The organism is Ciceribacter sp. L1K23 (assembly GCF_018122705.1).
Lineage (GTDB): Bacteria > Pseudomonadota > Alphaproteobacteria > Rhizobiales > Rhizobiaceae > Allorhizobium.
In genome coordinates this window covers 378,516-402,379 of the sequence record NZ_JAGRRC010000001.1, presented here as the reverse complement: position 1 = coordinate 402,379, position 23,864 = coordinate 378,516, and the positions used below count along the sequence as shown (strand labels likewise).

22 protein-coding genes, 1 pseudogene and 1 riboswitch are annotated in these 23,864 nt (G+C 61.9%); of the genes and pseudogenes, 11 read left to right on the top strand and 12 right to left on the bottom strand.

Annotated features, from left to right (window positions below):
• The first annotated feature begins 38 nt into the window (after window positions 1-38).
• Window positions 39-1,217, top strand: a complete 1,179-nt coding sequence (locus J5J10_RS01850) for a Fic family protein (RefSeq protein ID WP_211928580.1) — start codon at window positions 39-41, stop codon at window positions 1,215-1,217.
• A 123-nt stretch (window positions 1,218-1,340) separates the two neighbouring features.
• Here J5J10_RS01850 and J5J10_RS01845 read toward each other — a convergent pair whose 3' ends face one another.
• The 3 genes from J5J10_RS01845 to J5J10_RS01835 all read right to left on the bottom strand — a co-directional run bounded on the left by J5J10_RS01845 (window position 1,341) and on the right by J5J10_RS01835 (window position 3,260).
• Complete coding sequence (locus J5J10_RS01845) at window positions 1,341-1,652, bottom strand: hypothetical protein (RefSeq protein ID WP_211928579.1); 312 nt, start codon at window positions 1,650-1,652, stop codon at window positions 1,341-1,343.
• A complete protein-coding gene (locus J5J10_RS01840) occupies window positions 1,558-2,556 on the bottom strand; it encodes an MFS transporter (RefSeq protein ID WP_211928578.1) in 999 nt (332 codons plus the stop codon). The genes J5J10_RS01845 and J5J10_RS01840 overlap by 95 nt, the downstream gene beginning before the upstream one ends.
• 89 nt (window positions 2,557-2,645) lie before the next feature.
• Window positions 2,646-3,260 carry a TetR/AcrR family transcriptional regulator gene (locus J5J10_RS01835; protein ID WP_211928577.1) on the bottom strand — a complete coding sequence of 205 codons (615 nt, stop codon included), beginning with the start codon at window positions 3,258-3,260 and terminating at the stop codon, window positions 2,646-2,648.
• 175 nt (window positions 3,261-3,435) lie between these two features.
• Here J5J10_RS01835 and J5J10_RS01830 point away from each other — a divergent pair, with 175 nt between their 5' ends.
• The gene (locus J5J10_RS01830) at window positions 3,436-4,056 is read left to right on the top strand and encodes a LysE family translocator (RefSeq protein WP_211928576.1); all 621 of its coding nucleotides are present in this window, start codon (window positions 3,436-3,438) and stop codon (window positions 4,054-4,056) included.
• Between the two features lie 69 nt (window positions 4,057-4,125).
• Here the strand turns inward: J5J10_RS01830 and J5J10_RS01825 are convergent.
• The 8 genes and pseudogenes from J5J10_RS01825 to J5J10_RS22590 form a co-directional block, all read right to left on the bottom strand.
• Window positions 4,126-4,401: pseudogene (locus J5J10_RS01825) on the bottom strand (integrase); the annotation flags it as partial.
• A 189-nt stretch (window positions 4,402-4,590) separates the two neighbouring features.
• Complete coding sequence (locus J5J10_RS01820; protein WP_211928575.1) at window positions 4,591-5,280, bottom strand: response regulator; 690 nt, start codon at window positions 5,278-5,280, stop codon at window positions 4,591-4,593.
• Window positions 5,277-7,967 (bottom strand): sensor histidine kinase KdpD, encoded by a 2,691-nt coding sequence (locus J5J10_RS01815; RefSeq protein WP_211928574.1) that lies wholly within the window; start codon window positions 7,965-7,967, stop codon window positions 5,277-5,279. Before J5J10_RS01815 ends, J5J10_RS01820 begins: the two co-directional genes overlap by 4 nt.
• Before the next feature lie 7 nt (window positions 7,968-7,974).
• Window positions 7,975-8,544: a potassium-transporting ATPase subunit KdpC gene (kdpC, locus tag J5J10_RS01810; RefSeq protein ID WP_211928573.1), complete on the bottom strand. Its 570-nt coding sequence runs from the start codon at window positions 8,542-8,544 to the stop codon at window positions 7,975-7,977.
• Window positions 8,545-8,546: 2 nt separating this feature from the next.
• Window positions 8,547-10,583, bottom strand: coding sequence for a potassium-transporting ATPase subunit KdpB (kdpB, locus tag J5J10_RS01805; RefSeq protein WP_211928572.1), 2,037 nt, complete (start codon window positions 10,581-10,583; stop codon window positions 8,547-8,549).
• Window positions 10,584-10,593: 10 nt separating this feature from the next.
• The gene (gene kdpA, locus J5J10_RS01800; protein ID WP_211928571.1) at window positions 10,594-12,303 is read right to left on the bottom strand and encodes a potassium-transporting ATPase subunit KdpA; all 1,710 of its coding nucleotides are present in this window, start codon (window positions 12,301-12,303) and stop codon (window positions 10,594-10,596) included.
• 14 nt (window positions 12,304-12,317) lie between these two features.
• Window positions 12,318-12,404 (bottom strand): K(+)-transporting ATPase subunit F, encoded by an 87-nt coding sequence (gene kdpF / locus J5J10_RS01795; RefSeq protein ID WP_063832233.1) that lies wholly within the window; start codon window positions 12,402-12,404, stop codon window positions 12,318-12,320.
• A 13-nt stretch (window positions 12,405-12,417) separates the two neighbouring features.
• Window positions 12,418-12,543 (bottom strand): hypothetical protein, encoded by a 126-nt coding sequence (locus J5J10_RS22590; protein ID WP_282959976.1) that lies wholly within the window; start codon window positions 12,541-12,543, stop codon window positions 12,418-12,420.
• 556 nt (window positions 12,544-13,099) lie between these two features.
• A riboswitch (TPP riboswitch) is annotated at window positions 13,100-13,217 on the top strand.
• Between the two features lie 463 nt (window positions 13,218-13,680).
• Here J5J10_RS22590 and vapB point away from each other — a divergent pair.
• A complete protein-coding gene (gene vapB, locus J5J10_RS01785; RefSeq protein WP_211928570.1) occupies window positions 13,681-13,911 on the top strand; it encodes a type II toxin-antitoxin system VapB family antitoxin in 231 nt (76 codons plus the stop codon).
• Window positions 13,911-14,312 (top strand): tRNA(fMet)-specific endonuclease VapC, encoded by a 402-nt coding sequence (gene vapC / locus J5J10_RS01780; RefSeq protein ID WP_211928569.1) that lies wholly within the window; start codon window positions 13,911-13,913, stop codon window positions 14,310-14,312. The genes vapB and vapC overlap by 1 nt, the downstream gene beginning before the upstream one ends.
• 386 nt (window positions 14,313-14,698) lie before the next feature.
• Here vapC and J5J10_RS01775 read toward each other — a convergent pair whose 3' ends face one another.
• Window positions 14,699-17,317 (bottom strand): PQQ-binding-like beta-propeller repeat protein, encoded by a 2,619-nt coding sequence (locus J5J10_RS01775; RefSeq protein ID WP_249116648.1) that lies wholly within the window; start codon window positions 17,315-17,317, stop codon window positions 14,699-14,701.
• Window positions 17,318-17,865: 548 nt separating this feature from the next.
• On the opposite strand from J5J10_RS01775, the gene J5J10_RS01770 reads away from it, so the two are divergent.
• Genes J5J10_RS01770 through J5J10_RS01740 form a run of 7 tightly spaced genes read left to right on the top strand, consistent with a single transcriptional unit; the run spans window position 17,866 to window position 23,861 of the window.
• Window positions 17,866-18,744: a c-type cytochrome gene (locus tag J5J10_RS01770; RefSeq protein ID WP_211928568.1), complete on the top strand. Its 879-nt coding sequence runs from the start codon at window positions 17,866-17,868 to the stop codon at window positions 18,742-18,744.
• A complete protein-coding gene (gene ctaD / locus J5J10_RS01765) occupies window positions 18,741-20,687 on the top strand; it encodes a cytochrome c oxidase subunit I (protein ID WP_211928567.1) in 1,947 nt (648 codons plus the stop codon). Before J5J10_RS01770 ends, ctaD begins: the two co-directional genes overlap by 4 nt.
• A 6-nt stretch (window positions 20,688-20,693) precedes the next feature.
• Window positions 20,694-21,296, top strand: a complete 603-nt coding sequence (locus tag J5J10_RS01760; RefSeq protein WP_211928566.1) for a cytochrome c oxidase subunit 3 — start codon at window positions 20,694-20,696, stop codon at window positions 21,294-21,296.
• Between the two features lie 12 nt (window positions 21,297-21,308).
• Window positions 21,309-21,734: a hypothetical protein gene (locus J5J10_RS01755; protein ID WP_211928565.1), complete on the top strand. Its 426-nt coding sequence runs from the start codon at window positions 21,309-21,311 to the stop codon at window positions 21,732-21,734.
• Window positions 21,734-22,621: a cytochrome c oxidase assembly protein gene (locus J5J10_RS01750; RefSeq protein WP_211928564.1), complete on the top strand. Its 888-nt coding sequence runs from the start codon at window positions 21,734-21,736 to the stop codon at window positions 22,619-22,621. Before J5J10_RS01755 ends, J5J10_RS01750 begins: the two co-directional genes overlap by 1 nt.
• Window positions 22,618-22,950, top strand: a complete 333-nt coding sequence (locus J5J10_RS01745; RefSeq protein WP_211928563.1) for a cytochrome C — start codon at window positions 22,618-22,620, stop codon at window positions 22,948-22,950. Before J5J10_RS01750 ends, J5J10_RS01745 begins: the two co-directional genes overlap by 4 nt.
• Window positions 22,947-23,861, top strand: coding sequence for a c-type cytochrome (locus J5J10_RS01740; RefSeq protein WP_211928562.1), 915 nt, complete (start codon window positions 22,947-22,949; stop codon window positions 23,859-23,861). The genes J5J10_RS01745 and J5J10_RS01740 overlap by 4 nt, the downstream gene beginning before the upstream one ends.
• Window positions 23,862-23,864: the final 3 nt, after the last annotated feature.

Sequence of the window (23,864 nt, the reverse complement as noted above, 5' to 3'; positions counted from 1 at the left end):
CGCCTTGCTTAAATAAGGCGCGGGGCTGATACTGGGTTATGTCTGATCCCCTATCCAAAAACCGCCAGGGTCGTTTCGTCGAGACAGTCGCCGCCAGTGAAACGGTGCGTGCGTTCGTGCCCCCACCATTGCCGCCCGAACCGGCGATTGATGTGCTTTCATTGTTAGAGCGCCTTAGCTTGGCTGAACGCGCGCTCGGACGCCTGGATGGTATCACAATGCTGCTGCCGAGACAGGAGCTGTTTCTATATATGTATGTGAGAAAGGAAGCTGTTCTTTCCTCGCAGATTGAAGGCACGCAGTCCACGCTTTCCGATCTCTTGCGGTTTGAGACCGAAGCCCAAGCCGGACAGCCGGTTGATGATATCCGTGAGGTATCCAACTACGTAGACGCCATGATGTATGGTTTAGAGCGGCTGGAAACGCTGCGCATGTCGTTGCGTCTGATCCGTGAGATCCACGCTAGGCTCCTACAGAGTGGGCGAGGAGGCACCAAGGATCCTGGAGAGTTCCGCCGCTCGCAAAATTGGATTGGTGGGACGCGCCCCGGTAACGCACTCTTTGTACCGCCACCCGTCAATGAAATGGCCGGTTGCCTAGATGCGTTCGAGCGCTTCATGCATGACGATCAATCGCGGTTACCGGCGCTAATCAAAGCCGGCCTGTTGCATGTGCAGTTTGAAACGATCCATCCGTTTCTCGATGGAAATGGTCGTATCGGTCGTCTGCTGGTGACCCTGTATCTCTGCATCAACGGCGTTTTGCGAAAGCCGCTTCTCTACCTCAGTCTTTATCTGAAGTCTCATCGGAGAGAATATTATCGATTGTTGCAAGAGGTCCGTGAACATGGAAACTGGGAAGCCTGGCTGGACTTCTTCCTGGCCGGCGTCGCGGACACCGCCAAACAAGCGTTTGAGGCTGCCACTCAGATCGTTGATCTTTTCAAGGAAGATCGGGAGCGGATCACGATGGAGAGTGATAGAGCGGGGTCGGCCCTTCGCATTCACGAGCTGTTCCAACAGAATCCTTTTCACACAGCGAACCAGATTGTTCAGATAACAGGTCTGTCCGCGCCAACCGTAAACGCCGCGCTGGCCGATCTAGAGCGATTGGGCATCGTTGGTGAGGTGACCGGCCGCAAACGCGGCCGCGTGTTCAGCTACCAACGATATCTCGCAATTCTGAGCAAAGGCACCGATCCCTTGCCCCTCGGTTAATGAGCAATAGATGGACCGAAGGTTCGATTCCCATCAAGGCCTTTCGATGATCCAGCCATATGGGCGACGGTTGTGTTTGGGAGGGCGGTATGACTGGCTGCCGCCCATGGGGCGAACCCTTGGTCATGATGAAGGAAGACGTAGCGTCCGTTCCATGCTAGCGCCAAGCTGCAGTAGCACCGCTATCGCTCCGACGGCGACCAGCGCGAGCCAGCCTATCGAATAAGTGCCGCTGATCTGGTAACTCAGCCCGCCAAGCCAAGCGCCGAGAAAGGCGCCGATCTGATGGCTGAGGAACATCACGCCGAAGAGGGTGCCGAAGTTGGCGGGCCCGAACAGGCTATTGATGATCCCGCTGACCGGAGGCACGACGCTGAGCCACAGAAAGCCCATCGCGGCAGCGAAGATGAGCGTGGTCTCGACCGTGACAGGCATGGCGAAGAACACCGCGATCGACAGGGTGCGCAAGAGATAGATCATTGCCAGTACAAGCCCGTTTCCCCAGCGCTGGCAAAGATACCCCCGCAAGCAGCGTGCCGAAAGCGTTGCATATGCCGATCAGGGCTAGCGCATTGGCGCCGACGGTGGGGGGTAGGCCGCAGATAGCGATGAAGTTTGGCAGATGAGTAGCAATGAAGATTAGCTGGAACCCGCAGGCGAAGAAGGCCAGGGTCGTGATGACAAAGCTGCGGTTCGACAGGGCTTGGCCAATCGCGCGGCGAGCATTAGGGCGGGGCGGCCCAGCGGCGGCGCGTGGCGCACTGTGGCGAAACAGCAGGGCTATCGTCGTCATCGAGGCCGCCAACAGCGCGAGCCCCGCCAGCGCGCTTTGCCAGCTCCACTGCTCGATCATCACTTGCGCCGCCGGGGCCACGACAAAGGTGCCAAGCGATCCGACCGCGGCAAGTATCGATACAGCCGTGGCCCGGATCATGGGGGAGGCGAGCCGCGAAATTATCCCGACCAGCACGCCGTGCGATGTCGCGGCCACCGCAAGTCCGATCAGAAGCCCTCCGCCGATATAAAGGCCGAGTACACCGCCCGAGATCATCATCGCGAGGCCCGCGCAGTAGAGGAAAGCGGCACAGGCAACGACAAGTCGCCCGCCATACCGATCGCAAAGCGCGCCCATGAAGGGTTGGCCGATCCCCCAGGCCAGGTTCTGAATCGCCATCGCGAATCCAAAGGTCGCTACAGTGACCGCACCGCCGCGCACCATCGGATCCATAAAAAGGCCAAGACTCTGACGAAGCCCCATAGATAGCGATAGGATAGATCCTGCAGCGACCAGCGAGATGACGAGCGCCGGCGTCCAATTTTTGCGCGTCTGTTGTGACATCTGTATTCCCCTTGCAAGAAGAAGCCAACATTAGGCATCGGCAGGGGAAGAAGACATTCACTAGTCGGTAAACTGGTGCCCGCAGGCCTTCAATCGACCTGAGGCAGATAAGCGGCTCTGGCCGCGTGAAGACGCGGCCCGTTCATATCGCTTGCGACAAGACTGGCAGCGGCCTCTCCGGCAGACAGGGCATAGGATGTATCCCCGTGGATGAGCATATAGGCGATCGCGCCTTCGATCATCATGGCGAGATGCAGCGCCAGAGTCCGCGGGTCGCTTGCTCCGCCGGCACCTAGTTCCTGTTCCAGCCAGGCGACAAAGCGCTTCTTGTGCCGCGCGGCCATCAGCACTGCCGGATGTCCCGGCTGACCGGCCAGTTCGACCGCCGCGCGGGTGAAACCGCAGCCGCGCCATCTGGGGTTCCGGGCATGTTCGGCAAGGGCCGCGAACATGGCCTCCACGCGCTCGGGCAACGGTCGGGTAGGACCGCCGAGCCAGGTGCGGTAGCGTTCCACCGTCGCGCTATCGCGCGCCTCCAGATAGGCCGTGATCAAGGCGTCCTTGCTCTGAAAATGGTTATAGAGCGTGCGTTTCGTTACGCCTGCACGCTCGGCAATCGCATCGACACCTACGCTGCGCAGCCCGTGTTCATAGAACAGTGTCTCTGCCGCTGCGATGATGCGGGCTGCCGTTGTTTCGGTCATGTCGATCTGTCCTCCGGGTAATCCAACCGCGTCCTGAAATCCGCATGGTTATGCCCGCAGCGGGAAAGGAAGACGATCTTGCCGCGATCCACCCTGCATCTTCAACCCTGCAACTTGCAGCCACGGTACTCTGATCCTAACCTGTCGCCTTGTCTGTCAAGTGGAGAATATGCTTATGACGTTCACGGGATCGCTGTCGCTTTTCCTGGCCATGATCGCTCTGGCCGCTTTGCCCAGTTCAAGTGTGGCGCTCGTTGTCGTTCGCTCGGCAACCCATGGCGTGCGCCATGGCATTGCAGCCTCGCTGGGGATCGCCATGGGGGACCTGGTCTTTGTCGCTCTGGCCGTCGCCGGGCTGGCCGCGATGGCCGAGGCAATGGGAACATTCTTTACAATGCTGCGCTATGCCGCCGCAGCCTATCTTGTCTGGTTCGGGTTCAGCTTGATCCGGAGCGAGCCTGCCGCGTTGAGAGGCTCCGCCGCGGCGGGCGGGCCGGGCGGTCTGTGGATCAGCTTCGCCGCCGGGATCGGGCTGACACTCGGTGATGTAAAGGCGATCCTGTTTTATGCGGCGCTGCTCCCCGTCTTCGTCGACCTGACCGCTTTGACGATAACCGATATCGCCTTGATTGCGGCCATCACCGTGATTGCAGTAGCGGGCGTGAAGATCGGCTATGCGGTGACCGCGACCAAGCTCGCAAGAGCTTCGCAGGGATGGCCCTACCGCCGCGCAGCGCAACGGGCTGCAGGTGGCGCGATGATCGCTGCGGCCGGGGCTTTGGCCTTGAAATCCTAGAGCCTGCTGCAATCATCCCGCTGTGAAACTGATGGCTTAGGGCCTGTTGACAATCTCGGTCGTGATTTAGAACTGTACGGTCTGCTGGACGACGGTCACACGAGTTCGAATATTATGTCCTGTGACGAGAGCTCCAATTTTCAGCTTTACTAGATCGCAGCCGCGGAGCTTGCTGTCGATGGCAAGATCGAAAAGCGCTCGATCTCGCATCCTTCCTTCACGGTCGAGGAAGAAGCAGACTGCCCAGATCTGGCGCTGCTTGAGAGGCTTCTTAACACCAACTTGTTTACCCGCGTTCCAAGCTGGTCGCCCCAGTGCGGCAGGATCATATTGTGATATACCCATATCAGTTCTCCTTCGGCCACCATTGGCCAAGGGAGAAACGTACAATGCCAGTTCTCTAAACCGCGCTCGTCTGCTATTTCAGTTTGAAGGCAGATTTCTCCTTTGAGTGAAGTAGCAGGAACTGCCCCATGCACCCCGACACCATGCTTTGCCGCGAGTGGCATTCGATGCGACGCGAGAAGTTCGACGTCAATCCTGCTCCGCCATCCGATAGCCTACACCCGGTTCCGTGCGCACGATCCGTGGCTGGGTCGGATCACGCTCAATCTTCTGGCGGAGCTGGCCGATGAAGACGCGCAGATAATGCAGGTCGTCGCCGTGGGCGGGGCCCCAGACGGATGTCAGAAGGGTGCGGTGGGTGACGACCCGGCCGGCATGGCGGGAGAGAAGCAGAAGAAGATCGTACTCCTTCGGCGTCAGGTGCACGGTCTCGCCCTCCCGTGAAACGTTCCGCTTGATCGGGTCGATCGTTAGTCCGTCGATCTCAATGACGGTCGGGATCGCATCGTCCCGCCCGCGATGACGCAGCGCAGTTCGGATGCGAGCCGTCAGTTCGCCGATACCGAAGGGCTTCTCCACATAGTCGTCGGCGCCGAGGTCGAGGGCCGCGATCTTCTCGCTTTCCCGGTCTCGGGCGGAGAGGATGACGATCGGGATATCCGACCATCCGCGCAGACTGGCAATGACCTCCTTGCCATCCATGTCAGGCAGGCCGAGATCGAGGATGACGAGGTCAGGTGCCTGTGTGGCGACCGCCTTCAACGCTTCCGAGCCTGTGCTCGCCTCGATGACGTCGTAGCCTGCCGCCGTGAGCGAGGGCTTGAGGAAACGCTGGATCTGCGGCTCGTCATCGACGACCAGAATGCGGGACTGGTTCATTTGACGTCACCCATCGTTTCATTGCGTGCGGGAAAGCGCATGACGACCCGCGTGCCTCTCTTTTTCAAGGCCGGGCTCTCCGCATGGATCCTGCCGCCCATGGACTCGACGAAGCCTCGGGCGATGGAAAGGCCGAGCCCCGTTCCCGGCGCGCGCCCGTCCGGCTTTCCCCTGCGATAGAATTTTTCAAAGATACGGTCCAGATCCTCTGGCGGAATGCCCTTACCCTGATCGGTCACCGAGATCAGCACGTCCTTGCCGTCCCGACGGGCATAGACATTGATCGGCTCGTCGCCACCGTACTTCACGGCATTGTCCAGAAGGTTGAATAGAACCTGGCCGATCAGCACGCTGTCGCCACGGATCAGGGGGAGGTCGGCGGCGATGCCCGTTTCGACGATCCGTCCTGGAGCATGCTTGCGGGTGCGCTCGACGGCGGACTGCACGACGTCGGCGACATCCACCCAGTCCTGTTTCGGCTTTAGCGTCCCGGCCTCGATGCGTGTCATGTCGAGCAGGTTGGCGACAAAGCGGCTCATGCGGCCGCTTTCCTCCTCGATCGACTGCAACAGATCGTCGCGGTTTTCCGGCGTCATGCGCTCCCCGAGCTGGCGCAGACCTGTGACGGCACCAGTGATCGTCGCGAGCGGCGTGCGCAAATCATGGGAGATGGAGGACAACAGCGCCTCGCGATACCGCTCGCCTTCCAGCCTTGCCGCCTGCTCGACCGTCTCGTCGGCGAGGCGAGCCCGGTCGAGCGCGATCGCCGTCTGGTCCAGGATGGCGGTCAACGAACGCTCGGCATTGAGGTCGAGCCGCTCGCCGGTGTGTTCGATGCCGCAGACGCCGACAATGCCGTGGGGCCCAAGCAGTGGCCGGAACTCGAAGCGGCTGTTCGGCAACGTGCCGGTGCCATGGCCGGCGGGCTCGCGTTTGTCATGGCTCCACCGGGCGGCAGTCATGTCTGTGACGTCGAGTTCAGTATCCGGTGGCCAGGCGGCCGCGACACCCAAGTCGCCCTTGCGCGGGACGAGCAGCACGACCTTGCGCTTGAGGCTCGCCTGCAGTTGCGAGACGGCGAGCCAGATCGCGTCGTCGCCCTTGGCCGTGCTCGCGAGCTTGCGGGAGAAATCGTAGAGCGATTGCAACGCCGTCGCCCTTATCCTAGCCACTTCCGCCTGTTCGCGGATGCGCGAGGCAAAACCGCCGGCGATCATCGCCACGGCGAGGAAGGCGAAGAGCGCGAAGACCTCATGGGGCGCGGCGATCGTGAAAGTGTGGCGGGGGTCGATGAAGAAGAAGTTGTAGGCGAGCGCCGACAGGAGTGCTGCCAGGAATGCCGCGGCGTAGCCGCCGACGACGGAGGCGCCGAGCACGGCAAGCAGGAAGAGTAGCGATATGTTCGGCAGCTCGATAAACAGATCTATCGCCTTGCCCAGCAGCGTCGTCACGGCGACGAAGCCAAGCGCCCAAACGGCAGATTGTCTGAGTGCCGCCGCTCTGGGCAGGTTCAGGGATGGACGCGTGCGTTCGGCCGTCGTTCCATCCGGCGTCACGATGTAAACGCCCAGACCCGAAGCCTTGCGCGCGAGCGCATCCGGCAACGACTGGGTGATGAGTTTCTGCCAGCGGCTGCGCTTGCGGGTGCCGATGACGATCTGGGTCACATGCTCGCGGCGGGCGAGCTTCAGGATCTCCTCGACAAAGTCATTGCCGATGATGCGTCGCGTTTCAGCGCCGAGTTGTTCGGCAAGGCGGAAGAGGGTTTCGATGCGCTGCAGGCGCTCGGGCGTCTCGACCTCCCGGTCGGCCCGCTCGATCGAGACGACGAGCCAGGGCGCATTGAGCCCGGAGGCAAGCCGGCTCGCCACCCGCACGACCTTTTCCGAGAGTGCGTCAGAGCCGACACAGACCAAAAGCCGCTCGCCCGTCGCCCAAGGGCCGTCGATCGCGTTCTGCTTCAGGTAGTCGACCATCTGGTCGTCGACGCGGTCCGCAGTGCGGCGCAGCGCCAGTTCGCGCAACGCCGTCAGATTGCCGAGACGGAAGAAGCGGTCAACGGCGCGGCTCGCGCTTTCGGGCAGGTAGACCTTGCCTTCCTTCAGCCGTTCGATCAGTTCAGAGGGAGAGAGGTCGACGAGCAGCATGTCGTCGGCCCGTTTCAACACCACGTCGGGCACGCGCTCGCGCACGGTGACGCCGGTGATCTGCGCGACCAGATCGGCCAGGCTTTCGAGATGCTGGATGTTGAGTGCCGTCCAGACATCGATCCCGGCTGCGATCAGTTCGTCGATGTCCTGGTAGCGCTTGGGATGGCGGCTATCCTCCGGATTGGTGTGGGCGAGCTCATCGACGATGACGATGCGAGGGCTTCGCTCGAGCGCCGCATCGAGATCGAACTCCTCCAGCATGCGTCCGCGATGGGCTACGTGCCTGCGGGGCAGGATCTCCAGCCCCTCCAGCAGTGCCGCCGTCTCGCTCCGCCCATGGGTTTCGACCAGCCCCACCACGACATCCAGCCCGTCCGCCTTGAGGCGTCGGGCACGCGACAGCATGGCATAGGTCTTGCCGACCCCTGGAGCTGCGCCCAGGAAGACGGTCAGCTTGCCCCGGCGGTCTTTCTCCGCCAGGGCAAGCAGGGCATCGGGATCGGGACGTCTTTCGTCCCTGCGGTCGTCGTCCGCCATCAAGTTCTCATCTGTTCAGGGCATCAAGCGCCAGATTGAGCTCTAGCACATTGACCCTTGCTTCGCCGATAACGCCGAAGTCCGGCCTTTCGATCAACCGACCAACCAGATTGGCGACTTCCGTGGGCGGGAGCCCCCTCGCCTGCGCGACACGATCAACCTGCGCCGCGGCAAAGGCTGGCGAGACATGCGGGTCAAGGCCGGAGCCCGAGGTTGTCACAGCGTCGCCCGGGACGGGTGCCACAAGCCCGGTTGCCTTCAGTCGATCGATGTCGGCGACCACCCGTTCCTTGAGCTTGACCGAGGTCGTGCCGAGGTTCGAGCCCGACGAGGCTGAAGCGTTGTAGGGGTCCGGGCCGGTTGCCGAAGGACGCGGCCAGAAGTAGCGGTCCGAGGTGAAGTTCTGCCCGATCTGGGCCGAGCCGATGATCTGGCCGTCGCGTTCGATGAGGCTGCCATTGGCGTTTGCGGGCATCACCGCCTGGGCAATGCCGTTAATCGCCAGCGGATAGGCCAGGCCGGTGAGCAGGGTCATGATCACGACGAGGGTGAGTGCGGGTCTGAGATGGTTGAGCATGATTACACCAGATGAAGAGCGCTGACGGCGATGTCGATGACCTTGATCCCGGCGAAGGGAAGGATCAGGCCGCCGACGCCATAAACGAGCAAGTTGCGGCGCAGCAGCGCTGCCGCGCCGGAGGGGCGGTAGGCGACGCCCTTCAAGGCGAGCGGGATCAGGGCGACGATGATCAACGCATTGAAGATGACGGCAGACAGGATGGCCGATTGCGGCGACGTCAGCCCCATGATGTTAAGGGCCTCAAGCGCCGGATAGGTGGCGACGAACAGCGCCGGGATGATGGCGAAGTATTTGGCCACGTCGTTGGCGATCGAGAAGGTGGTCAGCGAGCCGCGCGTCATCAGGAGCTGTTTGCCGATCTCGACGATCTCGATGAGCTTGGTCGGGCTTGAATCGAGGTCGACCATGTTGGCTGCCTCGCGGGCGGCCTGGGTGCCGGTCTGCATGGCGACGCCGACGTCGGCCTGGGCAAGGGCCGGTGCATCATTGGTGCCGTCGCCGCACATGGCAATCAGCCGGCCACCCTGCTGCTCGCGCCTGATATAGGCGAGCTTGTCTTCCGGGGTGGCCTGGGCGAGGAAGTCATCGACACCGGCTTCCGAAGCGATTGCCGCGGCCGTGACCGGATTGTCGCCCGTGACCATGACCGTGCGGATGCCCATGGCACGGAGCGCCGCGAAACGCTCCTTGATGCCGGGTTTGACGACGTCCTTGAGGTGGATGACGCCGAGCAGGCGGTCTCCGTCTGCCACGCCGAGCGGCGTGCCGCCCGTACGCGCGACCTGGTCGACGGCGCGGCGGAATTCAGCCGGTGCATCCTGATCGGTGAGACCGGCGAACTTCAGGACCGCATCGACGGCACCCTTGCGCAGGCGGCGCTGACCGATGTCGACGCCGGAAAGGCGGGTTTCGGCGGTGAAGCCGATGACAGCATCGAACTCGGCCTTCGGCATGGGCACACCGAACTCGCCTGTCGCAAGCGCCACGACCGAGCGTCCTTCCGGCGTTTCGTCGGAGAGCGAGGCGATGAGGGCCGCTTCCGCGAGTTCCGCCGGGGTGACACCTGGCGCGGCCAGAAAGTCGCTTGCCATGCGGTTGCCGAAGGTGATCGTGCCCGTCTTGTCGAGAAGCAACGTATCCACGTCGCCGGCAGCCTCGACCGCGCGGCCGGAGGTGGCGATGACGTTGAAGCGGACCAGACGATCCATGCCGGCGATGCCGATGGCCGAGAGAAGACCCCCGATCGTGGTCGGGATCAGGGTCACCAGCAGGGCCGCCAGCACCGTCACCGAGAGCACCGTGCCGGAGTAGCCGGCGAGGCCCCAGATCGCGACGCAGACGAAGAGGAAGATCAAGGTCAGGCCCGTCAGCAGGATCGACAGCGCGATCTCGTTCGGCGTCTTCTGGCGCTGGGCGCCCTCGATCAGCGCGATCATGCGATCGACGAAGGAGGAGCCGGGCTGGACGGTGATCCTGATCTTGATCTCGTCGGAGAGCACTTGCGTGCCGCCCGTGACGGCCGAACGGTCGCCACCGGATTCGCGGATGACGGGGGCAGATTCGCCGGTGATCGCGCTTTCGTTGACCGAGGCGACACCCTCGATCACCTCGCCGTCGCCGGGGATGAGTTCACTCGCCGCGACCAGCACGATGTCGCCGACCTTGAGGCTGGAGGCCGGGATGGTTTCGGTCTGACCGCCTGCGGCGAGCCGGCGGGCAACAAGCTCGGACTTGGTCTTCTTCAGGCTGTCGGCCTGGGCGCGACCCCGGCCCTCGGCCACGGCTTCGGCGAAGGTGGCGAAGAGCACGGTGAACCAGAGCCAGGCGGCGATCTGGCCGGAGAAGCCCGCGCCGCCGGACTGGCTGACGAGATCGCGGATGAAGAGGATCGTGACGACGACGGCAACGATCTCGGTCACGAAGATGACCGGGTTGCGGAGGAGCTTTCGCGGATCGAGCTTGACGACGGCATCGCGCATCGCCGGAAACAGGATCGCCGGGTCCAGAAGATCGGAGGCTTTTTGGTCTTTTGACATGATAGGTCCTTTAGAAGGTCTGGCCGGCGAGCATGGCGAAGTGTTCGACGATCGGGCCGAGCACCAGCGCGGGCAGAAACTGCAGGCCGCCGAGGATGAGGATGATGCCGATCAGCAGGCCAACGAAGAGAGGTCCGTCGGTCGGGAAGGTGCCGGCGGAGGCCGGAGACTTGACCTTGGCGGCAAGCGATCCAGCGATTGCCATGACCGGCACGACATAGGCGAAGCGGCCGAGCAGCATCGCGACGCCAAGCGTCGTGTTGTACCAGACGGTGTTGCCAGTCAGCCCTCCGAAGGCCGAGCCATTGTTGCCGGCAGCTGAGGTATAGGCATAGAGGATTTCCGACAGGCCGTGCGGACCCGCAGTGCCGACGCTCGCCACTGCGAAGGGCAGCATGGCCGAGACGGCGGTAAAGCCGAGGATGACCAGCGGCAGGATCAGGACCGCCAGCATGGCAAACTTCATCTCGCGGCCCTCGATCTTCTTGCCGAGGAATTCCGGCGTGCGACCGACCATGAGACCGGCGACAAAGACGGAGAGCATGGCAAAGACCAGCATGCCGTAAAGACCGGAGCCGACACCGCCCGGCAGCACTTCGCCGAGCTGGATCAGGAACATCGGCACCAGACCGCCTAACCCCGTGAACGAGCCGTGCATGCCGTTGACACCGCCGTCCGAGAGGCCGGTCGTGACCGCCGCATAGAGCGCCGTCATGGCCTGGCCGAAGCGGATTTCCTTGCCTTCCATGTTGCCGAGTGCGGGATCGACGCCGATCGAAGTCAGAATGGTGTTGCCCTGGGCTTCGGCCCAATAGGTGACGGCAACGCCCGTGATGAGGAGAACCGCCATGGCCGAGATCAGCGCCCAGCCCTGTCGGCGGTTTCCGACCATCTGGCCGAAAGTGTAGACGAGCGACGCCGAGATCGACAGCATGGCGAAGATGTTGAGGTAGTTCGACCAGGCCGTCGGGTTTTCGAAAGGATGGGCCGCGTTGACGTTGAAGAAGCCGCCGCCATTGGTGCCAAGCTGCTTGATCGCTTCCTGCGATGCGACGGGGCCCAGCGAAATGACCTGATTGGCGCCTTCGAGCGTCGTGGCGGTCACGGAGCCCTGGAGCGTCTGCGGCAGACCGAGCGCCACGAAGGCAAGCGCGACGACGATCGCCATCGGCAGGAGCACATACAGGGTCGCTCTGGTCACATCGACCCAAAAATTGCCGAGCGTCGAAACCTTCGAGCGGGCAAGCGCGCGGGTGACGGCGACGGCAATCGCCATGCCGGTGGCCGCGGACAGGAAGTTCTGCACCGTCAGGCCTGCCATCTGGCTGAAATGGCTGAGCGTGGTCTCGCCGCCATAGTTTTGCCAGTTGGTGTTCGTGACGAAGGAGACGGCCGTGTTGAAGGCGAGATCCGACGGCATGCCGGCAAAGCCCTGCGGATTGAGCGGCAGATAGGCCTGCAGCCGCAGCATGGCATAGAGCACCAGGAAGCCGGCGAGCGAAAAGGCGAGCATGGCAAGCGTGTAGCCGAGCCAGCTCTGCTCCTTTTCAGGCGTGATGCCGCTCACGCGGTAGAGATCATGCTCGACGCGGCCGAGAATGGGCGAAAGAAAGGTCCGCTCACCGGAAAACACCCGGGCCATGTAGAGACCGAGTGGCTTGATGGCGATGAGAACGGCAAGGAAGAGAAGGCTGATCTGCAGCCATCCGATGGTTGTCATGGAACTGCTCCAGATCAGAAACGCTCGGGACGCAAAAGCGTCACGACGAGATAGGCGCCGAGGGCCAGCGCGACGAAAAGGCCGAAGAGAGGTTCAAGCATCTGCAACCCTTCCTCAAAGCCGGTCGAGTGCGCGGGCGTAAACTGCCAGCACAAGAAGCGTGCTGGCGCCGAGCGCGATGAAGATGAAGTCGGACATATCCCGTGTCTCCTGTTGGTACACGGACAGGATTAAGGGCATCCCGCGTCAGGCTTCGATTGGGAAGAGCGGCGGGCGGAATAAAGAAAAGATAAGGATGGATCAGCAGGGCTAGCTGGAGATCCATGACCGCTGGTGCTCAGAGCACAGGGCAGTCCACTGTCCCTGCGAGCGAGATGTCCGCTATTGAGTACTTCATGCGGTGCCCTCTAGGTCCGACATGAAGGCGCCAAGCTGCCCTCCGGCATCTGGCTACTATGATCGGTTTGGGCCGAATGCGGTCTCCACTTTCGGTCTGCGCCACGAGCGGTCATCGGCAAATGTAAAGTGCCGATCAGAGGCTGTTCAGAAAGTCGGCGACGTCAGATCGGCTCGTCAACCTATATTGTTGCTCGGGTGTTGCTCGTAGAACCGGGGGCGCGCCTCAAAGGAGTTCAGGTGGTTCTTTCGGAGACGGTAGCCACGAGAGCCGGTGGTCTCTCTCGCGCCAGAAGCGGTCACGGATGCCTAAGCAATCGGGCCTCGCCGCGATCAGGTTCGCTGCGACAGATTTCAAACCTAAACCCCATGTGCATCCTTCAAAGGTTCGGCTAGTCTCACCAATACCGAGGGGTGCCCCGCCAAAGGGCTGAGATACTGTTGGGCGAAAGCAGCGCAGTGACCCTTTGAACCTGATCCGGATCATGCCGGCGAAGGGACGGGTGAGACCCCTCTCTCTTTTGCCGGCCTCGTAAAAGGGGCCGCAATGACATTACATAGCCAACTTGGACGGCTGAGCGCACAAGGTCCGTCTAAACTTGTGACGTTGACCCTTCTATGCGCCCTTTCGGTGCTACCACTGAACATCTTCCCGCCGTCGCTGGCGCACATCGCGAGACCATTCGCTCTTGATGTTAAATACGTCCATCCATATTATGCGTGAATGCCGAAACCATCCAACAACATTATCGAGGCGGGCCTGCAGGTGCTGTTTCGCAAAGGTTATCATGGCGGGGTGTGCGTGACGTGGTTGCCTGCCACCTAGTACGACGTCGTAAGAAGATCATTTTTTGACTTGATGGGAGGTGATGATGCGTATCGAAAATTCGCGGCGCGTCCGAATGTATATCCCATTGACATATCCCATGTGGAGCGTTAAGCACATCATATAGAAGGTGATGCAATCCGGAGGGACGTAGGGTGGAACAGGGTGCCGTATTCCAGAGCAATCGAAGCCAAGCTATCCGTCTTCCAAAGGCAGTCGCTTTGCCTGATGATGTAAAGCGCGTCGATATCGTTGCCGTCGGACGTACTCGTATTATAGCACCTGCTGGCGAGGTCTGGGACAGCTGGTTCGAAGGAGCGGCGGCCACATCCGACTTTATGAGTGAGCGTGATCAGGCCGGCTCCCAGGAGCGCGAGGCATTTTAATGCTGAAGTACATGCTGGATACCAATATTTGCATTTTCACGATCAAAAATCGACCACAGCAGGTGCGCGAGGCATTCAATCGTTTCCATGATCAATTGTGCATCAGTTCGGTAAGTTTGATGGAACTGATTTACGGAGCTGAAAAGTCAGCTAGTCCTGAAAAGAACCTTCCCGTTGTGGAGGGCTTCGCGGCGCGCCTCGAAGTGTTGTCGTTCGATGAACCGGCAGCAACCCATACCGGTCAATTGCGGGCCGAACTGGCACGCAGTGGAACTCCAATCGGTCCACATGATCAATTGATTGCAGGACATGCTCGCTCGCGTGGGCTGATTATGGTTACGAACAATCGAAAGGAATTTGATCGCGTTCCCGGCTTACGGGTGGAAGACTGGACGGGTTAGTTTCACATAGCTGTTGAAACCCAGGATGACGTCTCTCCGCAGACACCTACTGCCGGGTCGCAGGTTCGTATTGATTCAACACGACGGATGCCCTGGCGAACTGCAGCTAGGGGTGCTCAAGTTGTTGAGAAGACTTCGCTGTTTTCCTGTCAGAAATAGTAGCTGATTTTGAGCGAAAAACGGCCGAAAAAGGCCTGCCCGGAGTTTTCCTGTCGCGAGCGACCGTGGATGCGATCTTTGCGCCCTGGCTTGGGTGCGACGTCAACATGGCGGGAGAGCGGCAATTATTTCCGCTCGGGCGCAACAGAACTCTTTTCCAGTCAGCAGCCCGCGCTTAAGTCGACACCGCGACGCAAGGCGCTGAGCTTCTTCTCTCGCGACCGTTATCAATCCTCCGGCAGCCCATAAGCGATGATGGTGTCGCTGATGGGGGTCTCCATGAAGTGGTGGCCGCCGGGGTAGATGATCACGAACTGCCGGCCTGCAACCTCAACGACCAGCGGGTTTGCCTGACCGCCTCCGGGAAGTTCATCACTCCACAGCGTCTCGCCGGTTTCAATGTCGATTGCGCGGATCAGATTGTCGGTGGTTGCGGCAATGAAGATCAGTCCGCCGGCGGTGACAGCAGGGCCGCCATTGTTGGGTGTGCCAATCGTGATCGGCAGCATGGAGGGTATACCGAAGGGGCCGTTGTTGCGCGCCGAGCCGAAGGCGTGATCCCAGACCGTTTCGCCTGTCTCAAGCTCGATAGCGCGGATGCCGCCATAGGGCGGCTCCTTGCAGAGGAGCCCGGTATAGGGAACGCGCCAGCCGGCGTTGACGTCGATGGCGTAAGGTGCGCCGATCTGGGGTCCGGCTTCGCCGAGGGGACTTTCCCCCTCGGCCGGTGGCTCGTAGATCGCGCGCAGGCCCGCTTCATCTGCCTCTGCACGGGGTACGAGACGGTTGTGATTGGGCATGTTGTTGTAGTTCGCGATCAGAAGGCCGCGCTCGTGGTCGACTGCGACGGAGCCCCAGTCGTTGCCGCCGTTATAGCCCGGATACTGGATCCAGTGCTGGTCGGTGGTCGGCGGCGTATAGATGCCGTCGTAATGCGAGCGGCGGAACTGAATGCGGCACCAGAGCTGATCGATCGGTGACATGCCCCACATGTTCTTTTCCTCAAGGCGCGGAAAAGCCAACGTGTGATAGGTGGAGAAGGGCTGCGTGGCCGAGATGTAGTCCGGTTCCACGCCGCCCTGAGGCACAGGCCGCTCCTCGACCGGGAAGAGGGATTCACCGGTTTCGCGGTTCAGAATGTAGATGTCGCCCTGCTTGGATGCGAGAATGATGGCGGGGACAGTGCCATTGTCGGTCGGGAAGTCGACCAGTGTCGGCTGGCTGCCGAGGTCGTAGTCCCAGACGTCGCGATGGACCGTCTGAAAATGCCAGGCAGGCTGTCCGGTGGTCACGTCGAGGGCCACAAGCGACGTGGAGAATTCATTCTCCTGCTCGCTGCGGTTCGAACCGTAATAGTCGACGGCCGAGTTTCCGAGTGGCAGGAAGACATACCCCAGGTCTTCATCGCCGGCGGCAACCGTCCACATATTGGGCGTTCCCCGCGTATAGATCTCATCCGGACCGGCCTGGCTGGTGTCGCCAGGACGCCCCATATCCCAGGCCCATTCGAAATCGCCGGTGACGGCGTCGAAGCCGCGGATGACGCCGGAGGGGGAATTCTCCGCATTGCCATCTGTCACCTGGGCACCGACGACCACCACGCCGCGTACGATTGTCGGCGGGGAGGACATGGCGTACCAGCCTGGCACCGTCTCCCCCAGACCATGTTCGAGATAGACCATGCCATTGTCGCCGAACTCGCTGCACAGGCGGCCCGTTTCGGCATCGATGGCGATCAGACGCGCATCGAGCGTGCCCCAGATGATGCGGGTGGCGCAGGGATCATAGGGTTCCGCATCCGGCACCTCGAAATAGGACACGCCGCGGCAGGTGGCGCCATAGGGGATGGCATCCTCCGGCACCTGCGGATCGAAGTGCCATTCTTCCTTGCCCGACTGCGCGTCGATCGAAATGATGCGGCCCATCGGAGTGCAGGTGAAAAGCTTCTCGCCGATCTTCAGCGGGGTGTTTTCCGGCGAGTATTTCCCCTCGGCCTCAGGTGAAGGCAGATCGCCCGTGTGGAACTCCCAGATGCGCTCAAGTTGTCCGACATTTTCTGGCGTGATCTGATCCAATGGCGAGTATTTGGTGCCGTGCAGGTTGCCGCCCCAGGCGGGCCAGTCGGAACCTGTTTCGCGCATCGCCAGGGCCGGCCGTCGGTCCTCTGCCGCCTGACCTTCCGGCGCGGGGTCGCGGGGCGTTTCCAGATTGATGACCGCGTCGCTCTGGCTATCGGGGGAGGGTGCGCCCTGCTGGTCCTGTTCGAGGATCAGGTCGGAGGGGTCGATGGGCGGGTTAATGCTCGGGTCAGCCGGTGGCTGAGCCGTATCGCCTGGTGCAGGTGCAGTCTCGTCCCCTTCCGCCTGCGCGAGAACCCGAGGGGGCTCGATCCAGGGCGCTGCAATCAAGCCAATCCCCAGGACGGCCAGCAACGCGGTCGCGATCGCCGTCCCGCGGCGGTGCGACGCTTGGGCCTGTCGATCGGAACGACGAAGACCGGGGATCGCGAGCAGGACCAGCAGCAGGATGACGGTCGGGGCCACGAGTCGGGGAACGAGGGGCCACCCTTGCAGCCCGACTTCCCACAGCGCCCAGACAATCGTGAAGACATAGGTGGCGACATAGAAGAGCACGCCCGAGTAGCGCCCGAGCATCATCAATGCGCCGGATGCGATCAGGCCGAGCCCGGCGATCGCATAATACCATGAACCGCCAAGCGCGATGAGCCAGACACCGCCAGCTCCAATGACGAGACCGAGCGCAACAAGAAGTATCCCCACAAGAAGCGGATACCAGCCGGCTTTGTTGCGTCGCGAGGTGTGGTGATTTTGGGCTTGATCGGTCAAGGGTCGTCTCCTCCTGAGCCTGGTGTCGACCTTTCCGGAACAAGGCAAAATCAAGATTGTTCCTGACCTATTGCGATCAAAATCGAGCCTTTGGTCGCCTCAGCTTCTCAGGCAAAATTCTGTGATCCCAATTGGAACAATGTCCGCGCCGCCCGGTTCGGAGCGCGAATGAAGTCATCATCTGCACTGATCCCTTCAGCATCCGCGAACGGATTTAGGGGCGGTCTCGCCGGCCTTCGGAATGACCGACGATCGTTTTGAGGGGGCAGTCAGTCCCCCGTCTTTGGTGCGCCCAGCCTGTTTCTCTGACGGCCCGCAGGTCATCGATTTGGGGTTAGGCGGGTAGCATGGGGCAGAACCGAAATCAGAGGGAGACCAGCGTGCCGTGTCAGCGGATCACGATAGGCTTGAAGACGAGAACTCGGCGTCGCTCGTCTTCACTCCTTCCTTCTCCCCGGCGGATCGCCTTGTTTGCTTCCATATCCATGTTGTCTGGCTGCCAAGGGCTGCAAAACGTCCTTGATCCAGCAAGCCGGGATGCCCGGCTGGTGGCGGAACTCTCCTGGTGGATGTTTGCCTCTGCCGTCTTCATCTACATCGTGACGATCGGCTTGCTTGGCGTCGGGGCCGGGATCTTCCGCGGGCGCAACCGGCTCTCCTTCCGCGTAGGGACGACCCTTGTGGTCCTAGGCGGCGTATTAGCGCCGATCGTTGCCATCGTCGCAATTGGCTTCTCGGGCGTCGCCATCGGTGACGAGACCGAAGGTCCAGATGACGGCTCTGCCAAGCTGACGGTGGAGGTGGTGGGAAAGCAATGGTGGTGGGAGCTACGCTATCTCGATGCGGCGGGGGATGTCGTCGCTGTCGCCGCCAATGAACTGCATCTGCCTGTCGGGGAACGGGCGCGCCTCGAACTGCTATCCGACAATGTCATCCACAGTTTCTGGGCGCCGAACCTTCAGGGCAAGACCGACGCCATCCCGGGGCGTCGCAACCTTCTTTACGCGGAGCCAGAGGTGGAGGGCGTATGGCGGGGGCAATGCGCGGAGTTTTGCGGCAAACAGCACACGCTGATGGGGTTCATGGTGATCGCGGAGCCGCGGGAAGATTTCGATCGCTGGCTGGCGCACCAGGCAAGCGATGCGCGCGCCACTGAAGGTCCGGGCCTCGACGTTTTCCTAAAGCTCGGTTGCGGTGACTGCCACACCATCCGCGGCACATCGGCCGCCGGACAAATGGGCCCGGACCTGACACATCTCGCCTCGCGCCGGACGCTTGCCGCCGCAACACTTCAGAACAGCCGCGGCAATCTCGGGGGCTGGATCACCGACACGCACGAGGTCAAACCGGGAGTGCTGATGCCCTCATTCACGCCTGAGCCGCAGGATCTGCACGATCTTCTCGACTATCTGGAGGCGCTGAAATGACGGCCTCGGACCGCGCAACAGAGGGGCGGGACCATGCGCTTGGGCCTTCGAGCTACGACCATCAGGCGGCCGTCGGTCATGACTCCTTCGAGCAGATCGAGAAGACATGGCGCTCGCCGTCAGGCTTCTTCGGCTGGTTCACGCAGGTAAACCACTCGGCCATCGGCCTGCGGTTCATCATCACGGCCTTTGTCTTTTTCATCCTGTCCGGCCTTCTGGCGCTGGCCATGCGGCTGCAACTGGCCATGCCGCTCAACCAGATGCTGTCGCCCGAGACCTATAATCAGGTCATGACGGTGCATGGCACGGCGATGATGTTTCTCTTCGCCATTCCTGCGATGGAAGGCTTTGCCATCTACATCGCGCCGTTGATGGTCGGGGCCCGGGACATGGCTTTCCCGCGGCTCAACGCATTCGGCTACTATGTCTATCTGATCGGCGGATCAGCCTTCTTCCTCTCGCTCGCCTTCGGCATGGCGCCGGATGCCGGCTGGTTCAACTATGTGCCGCTTGCCAACAAGAACTTCTCGGAAGGCTATGGCGTGGACATCTGGACCACGATGATAACTTTTATCGAGCTATCGGCTCTCACCGCTGCCGTGGAACTCATCGTAACCATCATGAAGCTGCGGGCGCCGGGCATGTCGCTCGACCGCATGCCGATCTTCGTCTGGGCTGTGCTGGTCATGTCCTTCATGATCCTCTTCGCCATGCCGTCGGTCATGGTGGCGAGCGCTTTCCTGATGATGGACCGGCTGGTCGATACCCAGTTCTTCATCGTCGAGAACGGTGGTTCGCCGCTTCTGTGGCAGCACCTTTTCTGGTTTTTCGGCCATCCGGAAGTCTACATCATCCTCGTCCCGGCACTCGGGATCGTCACCTCCATCGTCGTCACATTCTCCGGCCGTCCCCTGTTCGGCTATACGGCACTGGTGCTGGCGATCACCGGCATCGGCATGGTCAGCTTCGGGCTCTGGGTGCATCACATGTACGCCACGGGCCTGCCCTTCATGGGCCGCTCCTTCTTCATGGCCGCGTCCTCGATGATTGCCATTCCGAGCGGCGTGCAAGTCTATTGCTGGATCGCGACGCTTTGGGGCGGCAAGGTCCGTTTCGCCACTCCCATGCTGTGGGTTCTCGCTTTCTTCGGCGTCTTTATCGCCGGCGGCCTCACGGGCGTGATGGTCGCCTCCGTCCCCTTCGACCGCCAGGTGCATGACAGCTATTTCGTCGTCGCCCATTTCCACTACGTGCTGATGGGTGGTGCCGTCTTCCCGCTGATGGGAGCGGTCTATTACTGGTTCCCCAAGGCGACCGGGCGCATGCTCTCGGAGCGTCTCGGCGTCTGGAGCTGCCTGACTGTCTTCATCGGCTTCAACATCACGTTTTTCCCCATGCATATCCTCGGACTGCAGGGCATGCCGCGGCGGATCTATACCTATCTCGACGGCCTGGGCTGGGGCGACTTGAACCTGCTCGCGACAGCCGGTGCCTTCCTTCTGGCCTTCGGCTTCGCGCTGACGCTGTTCAACGTCATCCGCAGCGTCCGCCATGGCGCAGCAGCCCCGGACAACCCATGGGGCGGATCGACCCTCGAATGGGCGACCGCTTCGCCACCGCTCAACTGCAACTTCATTCAGCAACCTGTGGTCGAAAGCCGACGCCCCATGTGGGACTGGCGCGAGGCAGATACGCGCACAGTGGTGGCGGGGCTGCGGGAGGACCGCCGGGAGACCATGGTCACCACGCTGCTCGATGCACGACCCCAGTCCGTGATGGTCCTTCCGGGACCGACGCCCTGGCCCTTCGTATCCGCGGTGGCCGCCTCGGCCGGCTTTATCGGTCTGATCTTCAGTCCCTGGTTCTTCCCCATCGGTTTCTTCGCGGTCTTTGCCACCATGGTGCTGTGGTTCTGGCCCCGTCACCCCTGGCGAAAGGAGTGAATGCCCATGCAAACTCGCATCATGGTCGACGCAAGCGAGATCGATCGCTTTGCCCCCCATACCCATCCGCTGTGGTGGGGTGTACTCGGCGCCGTGGCCATCGAGGCGGCGGTGGTCGCGACGCTGCTCACGAGCTATTTCTATCTTGCGGCTCAAAATCCCGACTGGCCACCCCGAGGTGTGGCGCCGCCGGATCTCTTCTGGCCGACGGTGGTGCTGGTACTCCTGCCAATGTCCAGCTTCACCATGTGGTGGGCGGGCAAGGGGTCTGATCGCGGTGACAAACGCCAGCTCTCGATCGGCGTGACCGCGAGCGTGCTGCTGGCCATGCTGGCACTGGCGGCCCGCTCGGTCCAGATCGCCGAGTTTGACGCCTCCTGGAACAACCACGCCTATGGCTCGATACTCTGGGTCATCACCGGATTTCACTACACCCACGTCGTTTCCGCCGTCTGCGGCACCGCCGTCGTCAGCGTGCTGGCCTGGCGGGGTTATTTCACGCCGGAGCGACAGCTCGGTGTCGTAGTGGACACGATCTACTGGTACTTTGTGGCAGGCGTTTTCCTGCCGATCTATCTCGTACTCTACATCGCGCCACGACTGTTGTGAGGAGCGTGGCTGATGTCGAAGATGGACCACTCCCGAAATGCCGACCGCGCCGTAAAGGACACCAAGGATGGTGAGCTGGAACTGGCGCGCCAGGAAGGCTTCGAGGCGTTCACCCCCTGGTTCGGCTGGGGGCTGGCTCCGGCTGCCTGGGCGCTGCATCAGGGCGTCGGTTACGCCATGGTGGAGTGGCTCTGTGGTCTGGGAGAACGCTGGCCCTATCACGCGCTCACGGTGTTTGCCGTCTGTCTCTGCGCCGCGGGCATCGCTGCGGCCATACACGCCCTTAGGCGTTCGCGTCACATTCGTCCGGAGCGCTCGGCCGCCCGCATGCGGATGATGGCACTTGTCGGTCTGATGCTGAGTGCAGCCGCACTGGGCGGAATTACCGTCGAATATGTGCCGACCTTCTGGATCGACACCTGCAAAGGGATCGTATGATGTCCAGATACGCTCTTCTCGTTTTCACACTTGCGGTCGCGCCGATCCCCGCCCTAGCGCACTCCGCCAAGCATACCGTGCCTGGATCCTGGAGCCTGGAGCTGCTCGCCCTTCTCCCCATCATGCTTGCCGGGATTTTCTATCTGCTGGGCCTTGCACGCCTGCGGATCCGGACCGGAACTCTGGCAGCAGCCGGTCCGATAAGGGTGACGCTCTTTGCGTTCGGGCTGCTGCTGTCGGTGGTCCTTCTCGTCTCTCCGCTCGACGGATGGGCGGAACGCTTCCTGTCGGCCCATATGGTGCAGCACTTCGGCCTGATGCTGATTGCGGCACCCCTCCTTGCACTCGGGCGACCCGGCATCGTCTACCTCTGGGCTCTGCCGCAGTCCTGGCGGCAGGATTTCGCCCGCTTCCGCAGCGGCAAGCTCGGCCGCGCGAGCCGCGCGCTGTTTACGCCGTTTGGGGCTTGGCTTACCTATTTTCTCGTGCTTTGGCTCTGGCATTCACCGCCACTCTTCGCCCGCGCCCTGCAGCACGAGGCGGTGCATGCCCTGCAGCATCTCTGCTTCCTGGGGGCAGCACTTTTGTTCTGGAGCGTCGTGATCCAGGGCCCGCGCGGCGAGGGCAGGGCGGCCATGCTCGTCGTCATCTTCACGACAGCCGTCCAGTCGTGTGCGCTTGCAGCGCTGATGACCATGTCGAGCATCCAGTGGTACCCCTTCTACAGTGAGGGGCCGTTCGGCCTTTCGGCGCTCGAGGATCAGCAACTCTCAGGGTTGATCATGTGGGTGCCCTGCTGCGCGATCATGATCGGGGCAGGGGTTGCAACCATGGCAACGCTCTTGCGTGACATCGAAACCCGCATGCAGCAGGCGAGGCGCCGATGAAGTGGGTCATCGCATTCTCCTGCCTCTTAATGGTTGCCGGCTGCAGTGAGGAACCGCCCCGGGATGTTCAGGCGCTCGTCGACGCCCATGGCTGCGGCAGCTGTCACATCATGCCCGGTATCCCCGGAGCCACGGGGCGGACGGGCCCTCCGCTGAAGGAATACCATCGTCAGGTCTATGTCGCGGGCATCCTGCCGAACACGAGAGAGACCCTGGCCCGGTTCATTGAGGATCCGCAGGCGATCGATCCGCGCTCGGCCATGCCTGACGTGGGCGTGACCGCAGAGGAAGCAACCGTCTTGGCCGATTATCTGAGGTCAGAACCATGAGGCGCTTCAGACGATATGCACTGGTCTCCGCCCTCACGCTGGTCGTGGCCGGGACGGCCCTTTTCGGCTTCGGAGAGTTCTGGAGCCTCGGCGCCATCAGCCAGCATCCCTTCTGGCTTTACAAATCGATTGTCCTGGTGCGCGATGCAGTGACCGGGATCGACGCCAAAAACGTCGGACTGCCTGAAGGATTTGCCCCGGTCGCCGATAGAGGCACGGCCTTGCTCTATCGGGAGAACTGCGCCCCCTGCCATGGCGGCCCGGGCGTCGCTCCGGAAGACTTCGCGCTCGGCATGATGCCCGTTCCGCCACCGCTGGCCGGAATTGCAGGCGAGCGTTCGGCGAAAGAGATCTTCTGGTTCATCCGCAATGGCTTGAAGATGAGCGGTATGCCGGCCTGGGAGGGCCGGCTCAGCCGGGCCGAGATGCTCGATCTGACCGCCTTTGTCGAAGCGCTCCCGACGCTGACGCCCGCGGACTATCGCAGATTGATCGGAGAGCTTGAAGCCGCGCCCCGGCAGGATGGTGCCGGCGAGACGTCCATCATCGCCGACACTTCCGCAGCAGATGCGGAGCGTGGCCGGCTGCTGATGAGGCTGCATGCCTGCCGGAGCTGCCACGAAATTCCGGGGCTGGTCGGAGCGAACGTGCATGTCGGTCCTGATCTGAGCGAGGCGGGCAGCCGCCGCTACATCGCCGGCGTGCTGAAGAACACGCCTCAGAACATGGTCCGGTGGATCATCGATCCTCCCGCGGTCGATCCGCTGACGGCCATGCCCGACCTCGGCGTCACGCCGGCACAAGCCGCCGACATGGCCGCCTACCTCTACCAACTGGCACCCCCGCCGAACTCTCGCGCGGGGAAAGACGAGCGGGATCAGGGACAAGAGGTCGAAGACCGCGGGCGATGAGGC

Coding starts and splice junctions, on each gene's coding strand:
- J5J10_RS01850 (WP_211928580.1), top strand. CDS start 39: ATGTCTGATCCCCTATCCAAAAACCGCCAGGGTCGTTTCGTCGAGACA.
- J5J10_RS01845 (WP_211928579.1), bottom strand. CDS start 1,652: ATGCCTGTCACGGTCGAGACCACGCTCATCTTCGCTGCCGCGATGGGC.
- J5J10_RS01840 (WP_211928578.1), bottom strand. CDS start 2,556: ATGTCACAACAGACGCGCAAAAATTGGACGCCGGCGCTCGTCATCTCG.
- J5J10_RS01835 (WP_211928577.1), bottom strand. CDS start 3,260: ATGACCGAAACAACGGCAGCCCGCATCATCGCAGCGGCAGAGACACTG.
- J5J10_RS01830 (WP_211928576.1), top strand. CDS start 3,436: ATGACGTTCACGGGATCGCTGTCGCTTTTCCTGGCCATGATCGCTCTG.
- J5J10_RS01820 (WP_211928575.1), bottom strand. CDS start 5,280: ATGAACCAGTCCCGCATTCTGGTCGTCGATGACGAGCCGCAGATCCAG.
- J5J10_RS01815 (WP_211928574.1), bottom strand. CDS start 7,967: ATGGCGGACGACGACCGCAGGGACGAAAGACGTCCCGATCCCGATGCC.
- kdpC (WP_211928573.1), bottom strand. CDS start 8,544: ATGCTCAACCATCTCAGACCCGCACTCACCCTCGTCGTGATCATGACC.
- kdpB (WP_211928572.1), bottom strand. CDS start 10,583: ATGTCAAAAGACCAAAAAGCCTCCGATCTTCTGGACCCGGCGATCCTG.
- kdpA (WP_211928571.1), bottom strand. CDS start 12,303: ATGACAACCATCGGATGGCTGCAGATCAGCCTTCTCTTCCTTGCCGTT.
- kdpF (WP_063832233.1), bottom strand. CDS start 12,404: ATGCTTGAACCTCTCTTCGGCCTTTTCGTCGCGCTGGCCCTCGGCGCC.
- J5J10_RS22590 (WP_282959976.1), bottom strand. CDS start 12,543: ATGCCCTTAATCCTGTCCGTGTACCAACAGGAGACACGGGATATGTCC.
- vapC (WP_211928569.1), top strand. CDS start 13,911: ATGCTGAAGTACATGCTGGATACCAATATTTGCATTTTCACGATCAAA.
- ctaD (WP_211928567.1), top strand. CDS start 18,741: ATGACGGCCTCGGACCGCGCAACAGAGGGGCGGGACCATGCGCTTGGG.
- J5J10_RS01760 (WP_211928566.1), top strand. CDS start 20,694: ATGCAAACTCGCATCATGGTCGACGCAAGCGAGATCGATCGCTTTGCC.
- J5J10_RS01755 (WP_211928565.1), top strand. CDS start 21,309: ATGTCGAAGATGGACCACTCCCGAAATGCCGACCGCGCCGTAAAGGAC.
- J5J10_RS01750 (WP_211928564.1), top strand. CDS start 21,734: ATGTCCAGATACGCTCTTCTCGTTTTCACACTTGCGGTCGCGCCGATC.
- J5J10_RS01745 (WP_211928563.1), top strand. CDS start 22,618: ATGAAGTGGGTCATCGCATTCTCCTGCCTCTTAATGGTTGCCGGCTGC.
- J5J10_RS01740 (WP_211928562.1), top strand. CDS start 22,947: ATGAGGCGCTTCAGACGATATGCACTGGTCTCCGCCCTCACGCTGGTC.